Origin of the sequence: Novosphingobium sp. MMS21-SN21R, from assembly GCF_031846015.1 — a bacterium.
Classification (GTDB): Bacteria; Pseudomonadota; Alphaproteobacteria; order Sphingomonadales; family Sphingomonadaceae; genus Novosphingobium.
On the sequence record NZ_JAVRDU010000001.1, the window covers coordinates 1,910,532 to 1,925,273 of the forward strand.

Sequence of the window (14,742 nt, forward strand, 5' to 3'; positions counted from 1 at the left end):
TCAAAGCTCCGCGACGAAGGCCTGGTAGCCAGCCTCGTCCATCAGGGCGTCAAGTTCGGACGGGTCGGACAGCGTCATTTTCCACAGCCAGCCCTCGCCCTCGGGATCGGTGTTGACCAGTTCGGGCTGCTCTTCGAGCGCACTGTTGGCGACAGTCACCGTGCCCGAGACAGGCGCATAGACATCGGAAGCAGCCTTGACGCTATCGACGACCGAGGCGCTTTCGCCCTTGCCGACTGCGCTGCCAGTCGCAGGCACTTCGACAAAGGTGATGTCGCCCAACTGGCTCTGCGCATAGTCGGTGATGCCGACAGTTGCTTCGCTTCCTTCGACCGCGATCCATTCGTGGTCCTTGGTGAAATAGCGGGTCATCAAGCGGCTCCTTTGCGGTGATAGTGGTGGGGAACGAAGGGCATCGGCGCGACGGTGGCACCAAGTTTTCGGCCGCGCACTTCGATGGTGAGTTGGGTGCCGAGCGTGGTGTGTTCGGTTGCGACAAGGGCCATGGCGATGGGGCGTTCGAGACTTGGCGAAAAGCCGCCGGACGTAACCGTGCCAACCTCCGTGTCGCCGCAAAAGACCTTCGCACCCTCCCTCGCAGCCATGCGGCCTTCGATAAGCAGGCCGACGCGGCGGGTTGGCGTACCGTTTGCGACGGATGAAAGGACTTCGTCCGATCCGAGGAAACAGCCCTCGCGGCGGCGGCGCTTGTTGATCCCGAACAGCAGATCCGCGCTGACCGGATCGACGCCTGCGTTCATCTCGTGCCCATAAAGCGGCAGCCCGGCTTCGAGGCGAAGGCTGTCGCGCGCGCCAAGCCCGACAGGCTTCACCTGCGGTTGTGCGCAGATCTGATCGGCCAGCTCAGCGGCATTTTCAGCTGGAACCGCGATTTCGAACCCGTCTTCGCCTGTATAGCCCGAACGGCTGATCCAGGCATCGACGCCGCGAAGCTTGAACGATCCGCCGCGCATGAAGCTGAGCGCCGACAGCGGCTGTTCACCCGTCACCAGCGCTTCCAGCGCTCCGGCCGCCTTGGGTCCTTGCAGAGCAAACAGCGCGCTCTCGTCGAGGTGATTGATCGTCACGCCATCGGGCAGATGGTCGCGCAAATGGGCAATATCGTCCCATTTGGTAGCGCCGTTGACCACCAGGTAAAAACCGGTGCCCCAGCGCGTCACCATCAGATCATCCAGAATGCCGCCAGTCTCGTTCAGGAGGAGCGAGTAGCGCACGCCGCCGACTGGCAGTGTGGACAGATCGATCGGCAGCACCGCCTCGAGCGCGGCTTCCACGCCTTCGCCCGAGATATAGAGCTGCCCCATGTGCGAGACGTCGAAGAACCCGGCGCGTTCGCGGGTCCACAGATGTTCCGTGATGATGCCTTCAAACTGGACCGGCATCCAATACCCGGCAAAATCGACCATTCGGCCACCGCGCGCGCGGTGCCAGGTGTCGAGCGGCAAGGCCAGCGGACCTGCCTCAGGTTCATCGTTTTCGGTAAAGTTGTATGTGTCGCTCACAAATCAGGACTCCGTGCAGTTCAGACGCCATTCGGCGCCCCCTCTGTCACGGAAACCTGAGAGCTTTCCCCCACCCTCCTCTCCCGAGAAGAGGGCTTGCGCGGGGTTACCCCTTCGGCGGCCCATCCCATTGCGGGAGTGACACTTTCCAGAGCGTCGCTATCGACCAACGCGGTCCATTTGCCTGAGAGATTCCGGGGCGGTTGCTCCTTCGGCGCCTCTCGATACTGAACGAATCGAGAGAGCTCTCCCGCGCGACCAGCGACGTGGGCCTTGTCGCTGCGAGCCCCGGTGAAGTCAACCGCGCGCGCCCGCGATTATCCCCGGCGCAGTATCCGCTGAAAATCGTCGTGGTGATGAACCTGCCGCCCGCGCTGCTTACTTCCGGCGAGCGACAGGACAACCTTAGCCAGATCGCTGGCACGCGCCGAACGATACTTCCGCAAGGACCCCATCATCAACAGATCGAGCAATGGGCTGAACGCCATGCCCAAACGCTCGGCGGGGCGCGGCGGACCTTCGCGGTGCCCACGCAACAAGCCCGGACGCAGGATATCGAACCGGTCGAAATGCAGTCTGGCCAGCTTGTCCTCGATCTCGCCCTTGACCGACAGGTAGAAATTCTTCGACGAGAATTGCGCTCCCACCGAAGACACGACGATCAGTTGGCGCGCGCCCGCTTCCTTGGCCGCCTGCGCGCATTCCAGCACCAGATCGTGGTCCACCGCCCGGAATGCAGGCTTGTCGCCACCGACAGCCTTGATCGTAGTGCCGAGCGCTATCACTACCGTATGCGGGCGCCCTGCTGCGATCGCATCCGGCCAGTGCGCGGTATCAGACAGCAGCATTTGCATCCGCGCGCCCTTGGGCAGCGGCACTTCGCGCCGCGCCACGGCAACAAGGTTGATGTCCGGCCGCCCAACCGCCTCTGCCATTACCGCGCGCCCGATCAGACCAGTGGCGCCCACAAGCACGACGCGTGTCTTTTCATACATTGCGCAGGCCCTCCGGCGTCTTTCCGAACAAGCTGGCGTAACTGTCAATGGCGTAGCGGTCGGTCATGCCCGAAATGAAGTCGGCGATGTGGCGAGTGCGCGCCGGCTCGGCCTCGGGCAGGCTCGTCCGCCAGCTTTCAGGCAGTTTTGAAGGGTTCTGCGCATAAGCAGCGAACAGTTCTGCGATCACCGCACGCGCACGGTCAGCGGTCGCGCACTGCTCTTCATGCAGATAGAGCCTGTCATACATGAATTGCTTGAGTGCGCGCTCTTCCTCGCCCATCGCGCTTGAGAAAGTGGCAAGCGGTCGGTCTGCAGCGCGGACATCCTCGACGCTGGCGACGCCGCTTTGTGCGATCCGCGCCCGGCTCTCGGCAATTACATCGTTGACCATCCGCCCGATCTGCCCGCGTACCAGTTCGCGCAACATGCGGTCCTGCGGGGCGCCGGGATGACGCCGCTCGATCCCGCGCCATTGGTCTGCCACGGATGGTAGTTGCATCAAGTCATCGATATTGAGGAACCCGGCGCGCAGACCATCGTCGATGTCATGGTTGTCATAGGCGATATCATCCGAAATCGCTGCAACTTGTGCTTCCAGCGAGGCGTAAGTCGTCAGATCCAGCGGATAGGCGCGGTCAAGTTCCGCCAATGCCCAGGCGGGCTGCAAAATCGGACCATTGTGCTTGGCGAGGCCTTCAAGCGTTTCCCATGAAAGGTTCAGGCCCTCGTGCCCGCAATATGGACTTTCGAGGCGCATCAACACACGCAAGGTGTTCGCGTTGTGATCAAACCCGCCTGCCCCTGCCATGGCCTCTTCCAGCGCATCTTCACCGGCATGGCCGAAAGGCGGGTGGCCGATATCGTGGGCAAGGCACAGCGCCTCGGTCAGATCCTCGTCCAGCCCCAGAGCACGGGCAATAACTCTTCCAATCTGCGCCACTTCAAGGCTGTGCGTGAGGCGGACGCGGTAGTGATCGCCGTCGGGGGCGATGAACACCTGCGTCTTGTGGCGCAGGCGCCGGAAGGCAATCGAATGGATGATCCGGTCACGATCGCGCTGAAAGGCACTACGCGGCCCGCGTGCCGCGCCCTGATCCATGGCAAATTCCCGCCCACGCGAACGCGCCGGATCGCTGGCGTAAGGGGCGCGGCCCTCGAATGTCATGGATTTATCCCAGTATCCAGTCGACTGCGGCCTCGGCGTGAATGCGGGTGCCATCGTAGATCGGCAGGACGTTGGCATCGACATCGATAACCATGTCAAGTTCGGTACATCCCAGGACAGCGGCCTGCGCACCCTGCTGGCCCATGTTGGTAAGCATCGTTTTGAGCGTGCGCTCTGCCGCGCGGGTCGCCTTGCCCTGCATCAGCTCTTCGTAAATGATGCGGTCGACTTCATCGACATCACCGAGCGCGGGAGGCAACAGGGTTACGCCGTGAGCGACAAGGCGCTTGCGATAGAAGCTTTCCATCACGACGTTGCGCGAGCCGAGCAAAGTGGCGTTGGTGATGCCATCGGCCTTCATCCTGGCCCCCACCACGTCGGCGATATGGATTACCGGCACGGATACCGCTTCGGCGACCTTGTCAAAAACCTTATGCATCGAATTCGCGCCGATCAACAGCGCGGTGGCACCGGCCTGCTCCAGACGGCGAGCGCTGTCTGCCAGTACGCCGGCGGCATGCCCCCACTGCTCAGGCGTGGACAAGCGGACGAGGTCGGTAAAATCGAGGCTTTCGATCAGGAGCGGCGCGCTGGTCAGCCTGGAGGTGCGCGCCTGAACCAGTTGATTGATGTCTTCGTAATAGGTGCGGGTGGAAACCCAGCTCATGCCGCCGATAAGGCCGATCTTGCGCAAAGTCCGTTACTCCCGAGCTTCAGGTGTCCCTGTCGGCAACGGCCTTACGAAAGGCGGCGGGAGAGGTCCAGAGCGGGGCGGTGGGTTTTGCGCCTCACCTTCCATGGACGGAGCGTTAGCGCTTCTTTTCCCGCGCAAATCCTGTGGCGCAAAGCGCGGCTGCGCTGGTTGTCACCCCGAGCAATTCGGAATCGCCGAGACGCTTCACGGTGGCAACGTAATCCATCAGCCCGCGTTTCGGCCCTTGCAGCGCCTGCAAGCGCTTGAGCTGACCGATGGAGAGGCGGTCAGTCATCCGCTCCGCCATGCAGCTTGCATTGGAGTCCGACAATCCGGCACCCACCAGCGCGGATTGCACGCGGCCTTCCGCCAGTTTGGCCGGGGCGCAACCCGCGGCAGCCACAGCAAGCCAGACAGCAAGGATCGCCGCAACGCGCACCGATCCTTGCCCCGTATCCATCAGTGGCCAAGCGACTTGACGATATCCTCGACCATTTTCTTGGCGTCGGCCAGAAGCATCATCGTCTGGTCCATATAGAATACGTCGTTGTCGACACCGGCATAGCCGACCCCGCCCATCGAGCGCTTGACGAAGAAGATCGTCTTGGCCTTGTCCACGTCGAACACCGGCATACCGTAGATCGGGCTGGACTTGTCGGTCTTGGCCGCCGGATTGACCACGTCGTTCGCGCCGATGATGAAGGCCACGTCGGCCTGCGCGAACTCGCTGTTGATGTCTTCCAGCTCGAACACTTCATCATAAGGCACGTTGGCTTCAGCCAGCAGCACGTTCATGTGCCCGGGCATGCGGCCCGCGACCGGGTGGATCGCGTACTTCACATTGACGCCGTGAGCCTTCAACTGGTCGCCCATTTCGCGCAGCGCATGCTGTGCCTGCGAAACCGCCATGCCGTAGCCCGGAATGATGATGACGTTTTCGGCTTCCTTCATCATGTAGGCCGCATCTTCGGCAGAGCCGCGCTTCCACGGGCGCTGTTCGCGCGCTGCGCCACTGCCCGCTTCCGGACCTGCGCCGAAGCCGCCAGCGATTACCGAGATGAAGCTGCGGTTCATCGCCTTGCACATAATGTACGAAAGGATCGCGCCGGACGAGCCCACAAGCGCGCCGGTGATGATCATTGCGGTGTTGTGAAGCGTGAAGCCCATCGCCGCAGCGGCCCAGCCCGAATACGAGTTGAGCATCGAGACGACCACCGGCATGTCCGCGCCGCCGATCGGGATGATCAGCAGGAAGCCAATGATGAACGACAGCACCGTGATCGCCACGATCACCCACTGGCTCTGGTCCTGCGTGAACCAGCCAACCAGCCCGAGGATTGCGGCCAGCGTGCCGAGGTTCAGCACATGGCGCCCCGGCAGCATGATCGGCGAACCGCTCATCTTGCCGGCAAGCTTCAGGAACGCGATGATCGAGCCCGAGAACGTGATGGCACCTATGGCAATGCCAAGGCCCATCTCGATCCGGCTCTGCGGTTCGATCACGCCGTCTGCCCCGGCAATACCAAAGGCAATCGGATTGAGATAGGCAGCAAGGCCGACCAGCACCGCCGCAAGGCCCACCAGCGAGTGGAACGCGGCCACAAGCTGCGGCATGTCCGTCATCTTGATTTTGCGCGCGGTAGTGATGCCGATGGCTGCGCCGATGGCAATGGCCGTCAGCAACTTGAACAGGATTACCAGATCTTCAGGTGTGGGGCGCGGCCACCAATCACCCTGCGGGATCGGTGCTTGCGTCACGATGGTCGTGATCATGGCGATGCCCATGCCGACCATGCCGTAACGGTTGCCCGCGCGCGAGGTGGCGGGCGAACTCAATCCCCGCAGCGCGAAAATGAACAGGACCCCGGAAACGAGGTAAGCGAGAAGCGCCCAGGCGGGCAGGATCACATGTGCCATCCGCTCAGCCCTTCTGCTTCTTTTTGTACATCGCCAACATGCGCGCGGTTACCGCAAAGCCGCCGAAGATGTTGATCGAGGCCATGACGACAGCCGCCAGCCCGAGCCAGCTCGAAGCCGCCGAACCCTTGGCCGCACCGGCAACCAGCGCTCCGACGATGATGACCGACGAGATCGCGTTGGTAACCGCCATCAGCGGCGTGTGCAGCGCGGGCGTGACCGACCACACGACGTAATACCCCACGAAGCAGGCCATCACGAAAATCGAGAGAATAGAGATAAAGTCCATGGTCAGCCCCCCTCAGCCGAGCAGTCGTTCGTTCACGACCTTGCCGCCCTGCGTCAGGCGGATGGCGTTGCCGATTTCTTCGTCGAGCACCGGCTTGCCCGCTTCCTTGTCCCAGAAGGCTGAAAGGAAGTTGTAGAGGTTGCGCGCGAACAGGGCCGAGGCGTCTGCCGCGAGGTGCGTAGCGGTGTTCGAATAGCCGACGATCTTGACGCCGTGCTTTACGACGACTTCATCGGCCACCGAGCCTTCAACGTTGCCGCCTTGCGAGACGGCAAGGTCGAAGATCACCGAGCCCGGCTTCATCGTGGCGATCTGCGCGTCGGTGATCAGGCGCGGCGCAGCGCGGCCCGGGATCAGCGCGGTGGTGATGACGATATCCTGCTTGGCGATATGCGACGACACCAGTTCGGCCTGCGCCTTCTGGTATTCCTCGCTCATTTCCGTGGCGTAACCGCCAGCGCCCTCGCCCTCGATGCCCGCCACGCTTTCAACGAAGATCGGCTTGGCCCCGAGCGACTGAATCTGCTCCTTGGTGGCTGAGCGCACGTCAGTCGCGGAAACCTGCGCGCCGAGACGGCGAGCGGTAGCGATGGCCTGAAGCCCGGCCACGCCCACGCCCATGACAAACGCCTTGGCGGCCGAGACCGTGCCCGCCGCCGTCATCATCATCGGAAACGCCCGGCCATAAATATTGGCTGCCGTCAGAACCGCCTTGTATCCGGCGAGGTTCGACTGCGACGACAGGATATCCATCGACTGCGCGCGGGTGATGCGCGGCATGAATTCCATCGCCAGCGCTTCAAGTCCGGCAGAGGCATAGGCATCGACACGGTCCCGACGGACGAAAGGATCAAGCCCGGCGACAACCCATGCGCCCGGCTTTGCACCTGCAAGCATATCCGCTTCAGGGCCTTGCACGCCGAGAACGATGTCGGCATCTTTCGCCGCATCAGACGGAACGACTTCAGCGCCCGCAACACGATAATCATCGTCGCCAATCGACGCGCCCGCGCCTGCGCCGCTTTCCACGACGACCGATGCCCCCAGGGCAATGAACTTCTTCACCGTTTCCGGTGTTGCCGAAACACGGCTTTCGCCACTCGCGCGTTCCCGAAGGACGGCGATCCTCATTGCCCCCGCCACCGGCTGTTTACTGGATCACCAGGACGACAACAAAAGCGAGCACGCAGATTGCTGGCGTTGCCCACTTTACCAGGTTCACAAAACCTTCGTAGGTCGCGTTTGCGGCCTTCATATCGTTTGCAGAAGCCATTTTCTTCCCCAGAATTAATTGCCGCTGATGCGCGACGCGTTTGCTCTAGCGATGACATGGTCCCTGCTCAAGGCCGGAACCATCGCATCGCGCTTAATCGGCTCTTTACCCAATCGGTCTAATGCTCCGCTCCTGTCGCAAGTGTTGGGGGAGTCAAAAGACTAGGTCATGATGGAGCCCGAACAGCGCCTGCTCATGTTGATTGACGACGAACCAGCCCAATGCCGCCTTATTTCAGCGCTGGCATCACGGGAGGGATGGCGCACAATTATTGCCCGCGATTCGGAAAGCGCGATAGCCACGCTCGGCACGCGTCAGGGTATGCAACTGGGTGCAATCATCCTCGATCAGTGGGTGCCGGGTGACGATGCCTGCACGCTTATCGCCGAACTCAAGGCGCGGCGCCCTGCCCTGCCGATCCTCATGCTTACCACCAGCGCCTCGCCGCTGCTGGCGGTCGAAGCGATGCGTGCGGGCGCTACCGACTACCTCGTCAAGCCCGTCGCGCCCGAACGTCTTTTGCAAGCCTTGCGCAGCGCCACGACGCGCGAGGCTGATGCTTGCGAACTACAGCCGCTGACCGAAAAGATCGGCGCGACACTCGATTTCGATTCGATGATTGGCGCAACCCCCGCTTTTCGCGCCGCGCTCGCTGTCTCGGCCAAGGCCGCACGCACGCACGGCACTGTGCTGATCGAGGGCGAGAGCGGAACGGGCAAGGAAATGCTCGTCCGCGCAATGCACGCGGCAAGTCCGCGCGCCAAGACGCCGATGCGCACCATCAATATTGGCGGCGTCCCGGCCAATCAGATTGAATCCGTTCTGTTCGGCCATGAGAAAGGCGCGTTTCCCGGTGCATTCGAGCGCCATATCGGTATGCTCCAGCATGCTGACGGCGGCACGCTGGTCATCGACGAGATCGACCGCATGCCCGAGCCGATGCAGGAGCGCCTTGTCCGCTTTCTCGAACGCGGCGATGTTCAACCGATCGGAGCGCGGCATTCCTTCCGCGTCGATGTGCGTCTGATTGCCTGCGCGAATGCGGGCCTGCGTGATCTGGTCGAAACCGGTGACTTCCGGAGCGATCTTCACGCACTGCTGACCCAGACTCAGGTCCTGTTGCCAGCATTGCGCCAACGCGCCGCCGATATTCCGGCACTCGCCCGCCACTTCCTGACGCGGATCGGCGAGCAGCCCGGACTTCGCCCACTGGGCATTACCGATGGAGCATTGGCGCTACTGGGGGCTTACGACTGGCCCGGCAATGTCCGCCAGTTGCAGGCAACATTGTTTCGCGCCGCCGTTTTCTGCGAAGGCGAAGCGCTCACGGCGCAGGACTTTCCCAGTCTGTCCAACCTGATCGGTGAAGGCAGCAGGGCCGTGCCCAGCGTGACCGACGGGGCAGGCGTCACGCTGTTCGCGCCCGACGGCAACCTTCGGCCACTCGAAGACATCGAAGCCGACGTGATTCGCCTCGCCATCGGCCACTATCGCGGGCGGATGACGGAAGTTGCGCGTCGGCTCGGCATCGGGCGCTCGACCCTTTATCGCAAGCTGACTGAACTCGGAATCGACAACGCGGCCTGACCCGGGCTAGCCTGCGGGCATGGTGGGTGATTCCGAATTCTCCGGCAAAGTCGCGATCGTAACGGGCGCAGCCTCGGGCATTGGGGCAGCTGCCGCCCGGTGGCTCGACAAGCGCGGCGTTGCCGAACTGATTCTTATCGACATGGACAAGCCGGGTCTGGATGCGCTGGGCCTTTCTTGCCGGACCAAGTCCTTGGGCGGTGACGTTGCCGACCCATCGCTATGGAAGCTGCTGGAACGTGATCTGCCGAGGCTTGATCATGCCGTGATCAACGCCGGGATCGCCAGCAACGGCGATATCGTCGATCTCGACATTGCCACGTGGCGAAAGACAATGGCGGTCAATCTCGATGGCATGTTCCTGTCCCTGCGCACCGCGCTGCGCGTGATGAAACGGCAGGGCAGCGGCTCGGTTGTGCTGACGGCTTCGGTATCCGGCATCAAGGCAGCAGCAGGAACCGCCGCCTATTCGGCGTCGAAGGCCGCCACCATCCAGCTGGCAAAGGTCGCTGCGGCGGAAGCGGCGAAGTATGGTGTCAGGGTGAACGCAATTGCCCCGGGCGGAGTCGACACAGGCATCTGGGACCGGGCGGAATGGTTCGCCCCGCTCGTCGAACAGCACGGCGGGCGGGCAGAAGCGCTTGCCGCCATGGCGCGCGACGCAACGCCGCTGGGCCGCTTTGCAAGCGCGGACGAGGTCGCGGCGCAGATCGGGTTCCTGCTTTCGGACGCTGCCGCGACGATCACCGGCACCTGCCTTGTCAGCGACGGCGGCGTCTCGCTTTAGGCTAGCTGACTGAAATCGGTTAGCGCGGCATCCCGCAGGCCCCGCCAGACATGGAACGCCTGCACCGTCTCGGCAACATCGTGGACGCGGATCATCTGGCACCCTGCGTCCATCGCCTTGACGGCCAGCATGAGCGAACCTCCCATGCGTTGATGCGCTGGCACCTCGTTTGACAGCGCCCCGATCATGCGTTTGCGGCTTGCGCCGAAAAAAAGCGGTTGCCCAAGTGCATGAAACAACGGCAGCGCATTGATCAGCGCAAGGTTGTCGGCAAGTGATTTGCCGAAGCCGATACCCGGATCGAGCAGGATCTTATCGCGCGCAATCCCGGCAGAACGCGCATAATCGCGCCGTTCGCGCAAGGCATCGAACACGTCCAGCACAACATCGGTGTATTCGCCGTCGGCATGGAGATCGCCCTCGGCACCAGGTGCATGCATCAGCACGACCGGAGCACCGCTCGCGGCGACAATTTCCGCAGTTCGCGTATCGTGCCGCATGGCGGACACGTCGTTGACGATATGCGCGCCTGCGGCAAGCGCGGCTTCGATCACGGTAGACCGGCGCGCGTCGATGGAAATGGCTGCGCCACTTGCGCCAAGGCGTTCGATCACGGGCACGACGCGCTTGACCTCGTCGCCCTCCCACACTGCAGCAGCGCCGGGTCGGGTAGATTCGCCGCCGACATCGACAATCCCGGCGCCAGCAGAAAGCATCGCATGCGCATGGTCTAGCGCCGCGTCGGGCTTGTCGAGAAACTGGCCGCCGTCCGAGAAACTGTCGGGCGTGACGTTCAGGATGCCCATTATCTGCGGTTGATCGAGCCGCAGCATTCGCGCGCCGCAGGCCAGCGGAGGATGTACGCGGCGAAGATTTTCCCATTGCGCGGCGGCATCGGCAGCCAATGCATCCGGCAGCGTGGCCAATGCAGCGGGCATTTCACCCACGCCAATGCGCTGGCGCGAGACCACCTTGCCGCCCTGACGCACGATCAGCGCGAAACGGCTGGCGTAGACCAGCCCGCCACCGAGCCTGATCGCCTCGCCCTCCTCGGACTGCGGGCTTTCGGCCAGCGCGATTGGGCGGATGTAGACGGTTTGCATCATGAGCACCTGACGCCCGCTGGACGCCGGCTCAATCTTCGACCGCCAACAAGTAAAGCTGTCGCAGGTCGTCAAGGGGCTTGACCACGCCTTCGTGCTCGACGTTCCAGAAGGTCCAGCCATTGCACGATGGCGCGCCCTGCAATTTGGCGCCAAGGCCGTGGATCGATCCGATATCGTCGCCAGACTGGAGCGAACCGTCCGCACGCACGACAGCGGTAAACCTGCCCTTCTTGGCCATCAGCCGCATTCCCGGCGTCAGGTAGCCGCTCTCGACCAGAGCACCGAAGGCGACCTTGGGGGCTGACCGCTTAGACTGCATCGTCACCAGCGCGCTTTCATCGAGCGGCAGAGCCAGCGCGATGCGCTCTTCGGCCACTTCGATATAGTCATTTTCACGCTCGCAACCGATCCAGTCGCGGCCAAGGCGCTTGGCCACCGCGCCGGTGGTGCCCGTGCCGAAAAACGGGTCGAGCACGACGTCGCCCTTGTTGGTCGTGGCGAGCATCACCCGGTAGAGGAGTGCTTCGGGCTTCTGCGTGGGGTGGGCCTTGGTGCCGTTACGGCGCAGGCGTTCTGGCCCCGAACAGATCGGCAGCACCCAGTCCGAACGCATCTGCAATTCATCGTTGAGCGTCTTCATCGCTCGGTAGTTGAAGGTGTACTTAGATTTTTCGCTCTTGGATGCCCAGATGAGCGTCTCGTGCGCATTGGTAAAGCGCGTGCCCTTGAAGTTGGGCATAGGGTTGGCTTTGCGCCAGATTATGTCGTTGAGGATCCAGAAGCCGAGATCCTGCAGGATCGTGCCGACGCGGAAGATATTGTGATAGCTGCCGATAACCCAGATCGAGCCATTCGGCTTGAGCAGGCGATGCGCTTCGAACAGCCATTCGCGGGTGAACTTGTCATAGGTCGCAAAGCTGGAAAACTTGTCCCAGTCGTTCGTCACGGCATCTACGTGGCTGCCGTCGGGACGTGCGAGATCACCGCCTAGCTGGAGGTTGTAGGGCGGATCGGCAAAGATCATGTCGATCGAGGCATCGGGCAGCTTGCGCATTTCCTCGATGCAATCGCCCCGCAGAATGCGGTTGAGCGGGAGTGCGATCTCGCTTTTCAACACCTTTGCCGGTGCTGCGCGAAGTGCCTTTGCCCGTTCCTTCAATGCGACTGCCATGACCCGTCCTTGCCCCCTGTAATGCGAGGCACTGGTGAGTCATCCGGACTCCCGCGTCAAGTCACGACTCGCCGGAATCCGGCGAGTCGCTGGCAGTAGGCGGTGAGAACGGAACGAGTCCGGATCGATATGTAGAGTCCTTCGACCACAATCGGACTCAACATATGGTGGTGTGCCCAAGCGGACTCACTGCCAAAAATATTTGTCAAAGAAGCTGCAGCTGCGCGACCGGCGCGAAACTGCGGCGGTGCAGCGGGCTCGCACCGTGGACGCGCAGCGCTGCGAGATGTTCGGGCGTGCCGTAACCGGCATTGCGCTCCCATCCGTAATGCGGATGTTCGAGAGCGGCTGCCCGCATGATCCGGTCACGGTGTTCCTTGGCAATGATCGAGGCCGCCGAAATGCACGGCTCGATAGCATCGCCGCCCACAATCGGCCGCGCGGGCCAGCACCATTCGGACCTGCGCCCATGCGGCGTCATGTTCCCGTCGATCAGCACTTCACCAACCGCCTCATCCCCGGCAAGCTGTTCGCACAGAGCAGCGACCGCGAGCGTCATGGCAAGCATCGTTGCGCCGAAGATATTGAGCCGGTCGATCTCGTCAGGCTCCACCACTCCCACGGCCCAGCGGCAGCGCCGTTTGATCGCCTCTTCGAGTTCGGCACGGCGCTTTGCGGAAAGCTTTTTGGAATCGTCGAGCCCCGATGGGCGCGGCTTGCACAGTACCACCGCCGCCGCCACCACCGGCCCCGCCAAAGGCCCACGCCCCGCCTCGTCCACACCGATGGTGACCATGGTCGAAAAGGAGGTGGCACAACTGGCGTTCAGAGGCATTGTGGGCTGCATGACGAATCCGATCCTGCGCTCGCTATCGCCGCTCGCCCTGCTCCTCGCAAGCTGTTCCGCCCAAGGGGCTGACCCGGCGGACTCAGGCATCGCAATCACCGACGTCGCCACGTTTGACGAACCCTGGGCCATGACCTTCCTCCCCGGCACCAACATGGCGCTGATCACCGAGAAGAAGGGCAAGCTGAAACTCTGGACCGAAGGCAGCGACAAGACCGTAGACGTCTCCGGCACCCCAACCGTCGATTACGGCGGACAGGGCGGCTTCGGCGATGTCGTGGCCGCGCCCGATTTCGCGCAGAGCGGCATGGTCTATCTCAGCTGGGCCGAGGCGGGCAAGAAAGACACGCGCGGCGCGGTCGTCGCCCGCGCCAAGCTGGTCGTGGGAGATGCCCCCCGCCTTGAAGGCCTCAGCGTGATCTGGCGGCAGTTACCCAAGGTCACCGGACGCGGCCACTATTCGCACCGCATCGCCTTCTCGCCCGACGGGAAATACCTGTTCATCTCCTCGGGCGAGCGGCAGAAGTTCACCCCTGCCCAAGACCTGAGTGTCAACCTCGGCAAGGTCATCCGCCTCCTGCCCGATGGCACCCCCGCCCCCGGCAATCCCTTTGCAGACAAGGGCGGCGTAAGCGCGCAGATCTGGTCTTACGGCCACCGCAACCTGCTCGGCTTGGCCTTCTCGCCCGATGGCCGGTTGTGGGACATCGAACACGGTCCCGCCGGCGGTGACGAGATCAACCACGTCGAACCCGGCAAGAACTACGGCTGGCCGCTCGTCTCAGACGGCGACCACTACGACGGCAAACCCATCCCCCGCAACAAGACCCGCCCCGACCTCGCCCAGCCCGCCATCAGCTGGAACCCTGTCATCGCGCCGGGCGACATGATCTTCTACACCGGCAAAGCCTTCCCCCAATGGCAAGGCCAGGCCCTGATCGCCGCCCTGGGCGCAGGCGGCATCGTCCGCGTGAAGATCGACGGCGAGAAAGCCACCGAACTCGAACGCATAGACCTCGGCAACCGCATCCGCGAGATCGAACAGGCACCGGATGGCACGCTCTATGTGCTGGAGGATGGCGAAGGGGCGAAGTTAAGGCATGTGGTGCCGAAGGGGTGAGCGCTGGCCGCATTGGTCAATCAAGCATTATGCGCGCCGCCAATCTTGGACATCAAAGTGACACCAAGGCCTTCTGATTGAGAGCATGGACATCATTTCCGATACTGGACACTATCGCTGCATGACTTCCACGATTTCGCAAACGAAGCTGTGGGCCTTCCGGATTGTCGCTGCTGCTTGGCTTGCGACGGCGCTTCCAATTACTTTGTTGAGTGCTTTCCATTTTGAGCTCCCGCTCTGGCCAGATTTTGGTCCAGACAGCACG

16 protein-coding genes and 2 riboswitches are annotated in these 14,742 nt (G+C 62.6%); of the genes, 3 read left to right on the forward strand and 13 right to left on the reverse strand.

The features are described from left to right. The 10 genes from gcvH to RM192_RS09280 form a co-directional block, all read right to left on the reverse strand. Positions 1 to 372 carry a glycine cleavage system protein GcvH gene (gene gcvH, locus RM192_RS09235; protein WP_311507245.1) on the reverse strand — a complete coding sequence of 124 codons (372 nt, stop codon included), beginning with the start codon at positions 370 to 372 and terminating at the stop codon, positions 1 to 3. Beyond that, positions 372 to 1,523: a glycine cleavage system aminomethyltransferase GcvT gene (gene gcvT / locus RM192_RS09240; protein ID WP_311507246.1), complete on the reverse strand. Its 1,152-nt coding sequence runs from the start codon at positions 1,521 to 1,523 to the stop codon at positions 372 to 374. Before gcvT ends, gcvH begins: the two co-directional genes overlap by 1 nt. Before the next feature lie 33 nt (positions 1,524 to 1,556). Then, positions 1,557 to 1,685: riboswitch (glycine riboswitch) on the reverse strand. Beyond that, positions 1,686 to 1,786: riboswitch (glycine riboswitch) on the reverse strand. It abuts the riboswitch before it with no gap. Positions 1,787 to 1,840: 54 nt separating this feature from the next. Next, the gene (locus RM192_RS09245; protein WP_311507247.1) at positions 1,841 to 2,518 is read right to left on the reverse strand and encodes an NAD(P)H-binding protein; all 678 of its coding nucleotides are present in this window, start codon (positions 2,516 to 2,518) and stop codon (positions 1,841 to 1,843) included. Next, positions 2,511 to 3,686, reverse strand: a complete 1,176-nt coding sequence (locus tag RM192_RS09250; protein ID WP_311507248.1) for a deoxyguanosinetriphosphate triphosphohydrolase — start codon at positions 3,684 to 3,686, stop codon at positions 2,511 to 2,513. The genes RM192_RS09245 and RM192_RS09250 overlap by 8 nt, the downstream gene beginning before the upstream one ends. 4 nt (positions 3,687 to 3,690) lie before the next feature. Next, a complete protein-coding gene (locus RM192_RS09255) occupies positions 3,691 to 4,353 on the reverse strand; it encodes an aspartate/glutamate racemase family protein (RefSeq protein WP_409233800.1) in 663 nt (220 codons plus the stop codon). Positions 4,354 to 4,495: 142 nt separating this feature from the next. Beyond that, positions 4,496 to 4,840 (reverse strand): hypothetical protein, encoded by a 345-nt coding sequence (locus tag RM192_RS09260; protein ID WP_311507250.1) that lies wholly within the window; start codon positions 4,838 to 4,840, stop codon positions 4,496 to 4,498. Further along, entirely contained in the window at positions 4,840 to 6,297 is a 1,458-nt protein-coding gene (locus RM192_RS09265; protein WP_311507251.1) for an NAD(P)(+) transhydrogenase (Re/Si-specific) subunit beta, read from the reverse strand. Before RM192_RS09265 ends, RM192_RS09260 begins: the two co-directional genes overlap by 1 nt. A 4-nt stretch (positions 6,298 to 6,301) precedes the next feature. Then, positions 6,302 to 6,586, reverse strand: coding sequence for a proton-translocating transhydrogenase family protein (locus RM192_RS09270; RefSeq protein WP_311507252.1), 285 nt, complete (start codon positions 6,584 to 6,586; stop codon positions 6,302 to 6,304). A gap of 12 nt (positions 6,587 to 6,598) precedes the next feature. Next, complete coding sequence (locus RM192_RS09275; protein WP_311507253.1) at positions 6,599 to 7,717, reverse strand: NAD(P) transhydrogenase subunit alpha; 1,119 nt, start codon at positions 7,715 to 7,717, stop codon at positions 6,599 to 6,601. A 19-nt stretch (positions 7,718 to 7,736) separates the two neighbouring features. Further along, on the reverse strand, positions 7,737 to 7,859 hold the full coding sequence (locus RM192_RS09280; RefSeq protein WP_311507254.1) for an aa3-type cytochrome c oxidase subunit IV: 123 nt from the start codon (positions 7,857 to 7,859) through the stop codon (positions 7,737 to 7,739). 168 nt (positions 7,860 to 8,027) lie between these two features. On the opposite strand from RM192_RS09280, the gene RM192_RS09285 reads away from it, so the two are divergent. Next, entirely contained in the window at positions 8,028 to 9,446 is a 1,419-nt protein-coding gene (locus RM192_RS09285) for a sigma-54 dependent transcriptional regulator (RefSeq protein WP_311507255.1), read from the forward strand. Positions 9,447 to 9,465: 19 nt separating this feature from the next. Beyond that, the gene (locus tag RM192_RS09290) at positions 9,466 to 10,233 is read left to right on the forward strand and encodes an SDR family oxidoreductase (protein WP_311507256.1); all 768 of its coding nucleotides are present in this window, start codon (positions 9,466 to 9,468) and stop codon (positions 10,231 to 10,233) included. Here the strand turns inward: RM192_RS09290 and folP are convergent. The 3 genes from folP to RM192_RS09305 form a co-directional block, all read right to left on the reverse strand. Next, positions 10,230 to 11,339 carry a dihydropteroate synthase gene (folP, locus tag RM192_RS09295; RefSeq protein WP_311507257.1) on the reverse strand — a complete coding sequence of 370 codons (1,110 nt, stop codon included), beginning with the start codon at positions 11,337 to 11,339 and terminating at the stop codon, positions 10,230 to 10,232. The genes RM192_RS09290 and folP overlap by 4 nt on opposite strands. Before the next feature lie 28 nt (positions 11,340 to 11,367). Continuing rightward, complete coding sequence (locus RM192_RS09300; RefSeq protein ID WP_311507258.1) at positions 11,368 to 12,510, reverse strand: site-specific DNA-methyltransferase; 1,143 nt, start codon at positions 12,508 to 12,510, stop codon at positions 11,368 to 11,370. 205 nt (positions 12,511 to 12,715) lie between these two features. Beyond that, entirely contained in the window at positions 12,716 to 13,306 is a 591-nt protein-coding gene (locus tag RM192_RS09305) for a ribonuclease HII (RefSeq protein WP_311508601.1), read from the reverse strand. Between the two features lie 49 nt (positions 13,307 to 13,355). Here RM192_RS09305 and RM192_RS09310 point away from each other — a divergent pair, with 49 nt between their 5' ends. Then, on the forward strand, positions 13,356 to 14,477 hold the full coding sequence (locus tag RM192_RS09310; RefSeq protein ID WP_311507259.1) for a PQQ-dependent sugar dehydrogenase: 1,122 nt from the start codon (positions 13,356 to 13,358) through the stop codon (positions 14,475 to 14,477). Positions 14,478 to 14,742: the final 265 nt, after the last annotated feature.